Annotated in this window: 5 protein-coding genes; all 5 read right to left on the reverse strand. The window is 70.9% G+C overall.

Going from position 1 to position 3,430, the window contains the following annotated elements:
- Positions 1-73: 73 nt before the first annotated feature.
- The 5 genes from MN205_RS05275 to MN205_RS05295 all read right to left on the reverse strand — a co-directional run bounded on the left by MN205_RS05275 (position 74) and on the right by MN205_RS05295 (position 3,225).
- Positions 74-382: a transcriptional regulator gene (locus tag MN205_RS05275; RefSeq protein WP_242124796.1), complete on the reverse strand. Its 309-nt coding sequence runs from the start codon at positions 380-382 to the stop codon at positions 74-76.
- Positions 379-876, reverse strand: coding sequence for a hypothetical protein (locus MN205_RS05280; protein ID WP_242124794.1), 498 nt, complete (start codon positions 874-876; stop codon positions 379-381). The genes MN205_RS05275 and MN205_RS05280 overlap by 4 nt, the downstream gene beginning before the upstream one ends.
- A gap of 196 nt (positions 877-1,072) precedes the next feature.
- A complete protein-coding gene (locus MN205_RS05285; RefSeq protein WP_242124793.1) occupies positions 1,073-1,576 on the reverse strand; it encodes a VanZ family protein in 504 nt (167 codons plus the stop codon).
- Positions 1,577-1,887: 311 nt separating this feature from the next.
- Complete coding sequence (locus MN205_RS05290) at positions 1,888-2,589, reverse strand: DUF6518 family protein (protein WP_242125022.1); 702 nt, start codon at positions 2,587-2,589, stop codon at positions 1,888-1,890.
- A gap of 243 nt (positions 2,590-2,832) precedes the next feature.
- Entirely contained in the window at positions 2,833-3,225 is a 393-nt protein-coding gene (locus MN205_RS05295; protein ID WP_242125024.1) for a hypothetical protein, read from the reverse strand.
- Positions 3,226-3,430: the final 205 nt, after the last annotated feature.

Below are 3,430 nucleotides of genomic sequence, written 5' to 3' on the forward strand. Positions count from 1 at the left end.
CGGTCATCCCGCCCTCCGGGCGCGATCATGACCGGCCGACGACTACACGGCCTTGTCGATCCGTGAGGTGTGATTAGGGGGTCGTGGCCAGGGCCGCGATGCGGCGCAGCTCCGCCAAGTGCCCATCCAGCGCCGTGCGGCCGGCGTCGGTCAAGGACAGCCAGGTACGAGTGCGCGAGCCGTGCGGGGTCTTGGCGGTGTGCACGTACCCGGCGTCCGCCAGGACCTTGACGTGCTTGCTGAGCACCGAGTCGCTGATGGCCAGCGCCTCGCGCACGGTGGCGAAGTCCAGCGCCTCCACGGCGGCGAGCATCGCGCAGACCTGCAGGCGGTTGGGGGCGTGGACGATCTCGTCGAAGACCGGGCGCGCCTGCGCGCTCACGCTCCCGCCTGCGCGCCTCGGCCCTCGCGCACGCGCCGGCGCAGCAGGTCGTCGATGCGCCGCTCGGTGAGCACCGTGGCCACGAAGGCACCGACCCCGGCGACGGGCAGGGCGAAGGGCACGCCGGCGAAGGCCTGCAGCGCGAACCCCAACGCGAAGAGCCCGAACACGACGGCGTACCAGGTGCCCAGGCCCTCGCCGTAGCGCTCGATGGAGATCCCCGTCGAACGCCTCAGCGCCGCCAGCAGAGCCATCGGCGCCAGGATGGCCCCGAACACGATCAGCAGCGTCGATGCCGACTCCGCGCTGCTGCCGGCGTCGGGCCGGCCCACGAGCAGGCCGACGCCCAGGAACAGCGAGGCGGTGCAGGCGGCCGCGCCCAGGCGGTACCACCACGGGGAGGTGATGCGCTCGGCCAGGCGCCGGCGCGTGTCGGTGAGTTCGCGCAGGGCTGCGCGGGCGTCGTCGGGAGTGGCCCGAGGATCGCTTTCCATACTGGAAAGCTAGCTACGACTTTCCATCACGGCAAGTAGGAGGTCGTGCTCGCGTGGATGGTTGCTGAAGTGCCCGCTCATCCCGCGGTCCGAGCGCGATCACGGCGGCGTACGACTTCACGGTCATGCAGCAGACCCTTCCGCGCGGCTACGGCCACCACCGGCACATGCTTGTGGCTATTACCCCGCTGTCGCGTTAGTGGAGGCGAGCGGCTCGCTCCGCAGGCCGTCTCCACCGCGCCAATGCCAAGGCCCCCCACGCAAGCAGGCCACCGACAAGCGCGCCCATGGTGTTCGCCAACCAGTCACCGGTGTCGCACGAGCGACCCAGGCCGGGAACGAGAGCCTGCAGCACCTCGATCCCCGCCGACAGCGCACTACCAACCACAGCGGCCAACACCCACCGACGGGTCGCTACACCCGCCAACAGCACCGGCGCGATAAAGAGCACCACGTTGGCAAAGGACTCCACCCGAGCCGGCGTTGGCCAGTCCCACTGGACCGCACAGCCCACGCTCAGATCGCGATCGACCGGCACCAGCGTCAGAGCCGCCAACGGCAGCAGGGACAGCGCAGTCAACGCCCACGCCAGTCGAGGGCGCCGGACCAGCCACGCACCGATCACCGGACCGATGACGATGTAGACCAGCAGTAGAGCCGGGGTGATCCACCGGTGGGTGATCAGGAACGTGCTCAGCACAACGCCACCACCCCTGCACCTTCCAGGCCGCCCGAGGCACGGTGCCCGACACCTTGCCTCGGGCGTAGGTCACCGGACCTGAAGGCCACGACGCCTGCTCGCAAGAGAGCTTCTCGCGGCAGCGGTAGGTGGTCGAGCACTAATCGATCATGTCAGGGGACTTCACGGTCATCCCGCATCCGGGCGGGGCGCCGGCAACCGCCGACATCTTCTCGCGCTCGGTACGTGGTGACCGAGGGCCAGAAGATCACCCAAGACGGTGCATCCTCACGCCGGGCCGCTCACGACGTCCAAGGGACAGCGACCGCAGCTCAGCTCGTGGCGAGGTGCAGCAGAACTTCCCCGGCAGCACCCAGCGGCAGCACCAGCAGCAGCCACGCCGCCGCCGCCCGGACGCCCCGGGCGGGCGCGCTGGCCGCCTTCGCGGCCGGCGCGGTGGCCCCCAGCACCACCACCAGCAGGAGACCCAGGGTGCAGAAGAGGACCGCGTCAGCGGTGTAGCGCAGGTAGATCCCGTAGCCGACAGCACCCTCGGCGAGGAAGACACCACCCAGCAGCGCCGCCCCCAACGCCGCCCACCGCAGCGAACCCACACGGCGCCAGCACCACCCGGCTACACCCAGGACCGGCCCGCCGACCACACCCGAGACGGCCCACAGCACCACCATCGCGGGGTTGACCCCGAAGCCACGCAACGCGGAGATGGCGTAGTAACCGGCAACCTCACCGAAGCACACCAGGACCCCGGCCAGGGCAGCGACCCACCAACGCCTGCTCCACGCCCCCACCAGGAAGGCCGGGGCGACCCAGGGACCGACTGCGTTGGCCAGCCCAGCGAGGGACCCGGGCAGCACCGTCTGCAGGCCGGAGGTGGCCGCCCCCCACACCAGACCGACCAGTACGGCCGCACCGAGCACCAGCGCGACACCGAGAGAACCGTCCGAACCGACGCGTCGGCTGACCGAGGCCCCAGCAGGGCGCGGCGAGCTCGTCGTGGCGGCGGAATCACTCATGGTCGAACACTGACGCACCGCAGACGGCCTGACGTCACCACGGGGTCTGATCATCAGCGCTGAGCTCGTCATCCCCGGGGATGACCGCTGATCCCGGGACTTCACGGTCATCCCGCGTTGTGCGCGGTCGCCGCTGGCTGGCGACGTCGCGCTCGTGCCGATGTCGTGGCGTTGCCCTGCTCACCGAGCGGTAGGCACTGCCTGCGTCGGCGCCGACGGCCCGCGTCCCGGTACCGCCAGGTGTCAGCGGCGCTTCGCCGTGTCGGCCAGCACCGACCGTGCAGCTTGATCGGCCCGGCGGTACGCCAGCACCAGGAACACCATCAGCAGCACCATCCCGCCGATCCCGGCAGCACTGCTGATCGCCTCAGCCGCGCTGGCGGGCGCGAGCATGACGCCGAGCACACCGACTGCGAAGACCACCAGCGATGAGCCCGCTCCCAGCCGGGACAGCGGCCAGGCCGCCGCGTGTCCTGCCTGCCACGCGGCCGCTGAAGCGGTGGTGTTCCCCGAGCGCATCCCGATCCACGCGTTGGGTCCCAGCCGAGCCATGCGCGCTGGGCGCAGCTGCCACCCGGTGTACAGCGCCAGCAGGGCCAGCACCAGCAAGGGCACCGTGTGCTGCCAACTGCTCACGAGCTCCACCGTACTCATCACTGTGCCGGGCACCCGGAACGCCGGCCACACCGCAGGCAGGACACCGTGCGCGCACGATCGGCGACGCGGGACGGCGCCCCGTTGATCGCGGTGCTCGTCTTCGTTGTGGCGGCCGTCGCAGCCAGCCAGGTCGATGTTGCCGCCCTCTGGTGGGGCGTGGGCCTGCTGCTGTTCCTGGGGGGCG

This window comes from Kineococcus sp. TRM81007, from assembly GCF_022669155.1.
GTDB lineage: Bacteria > Actinomycetota > Actinomycetes > Actinomycetales > Kineococcaceae > Kineococcus.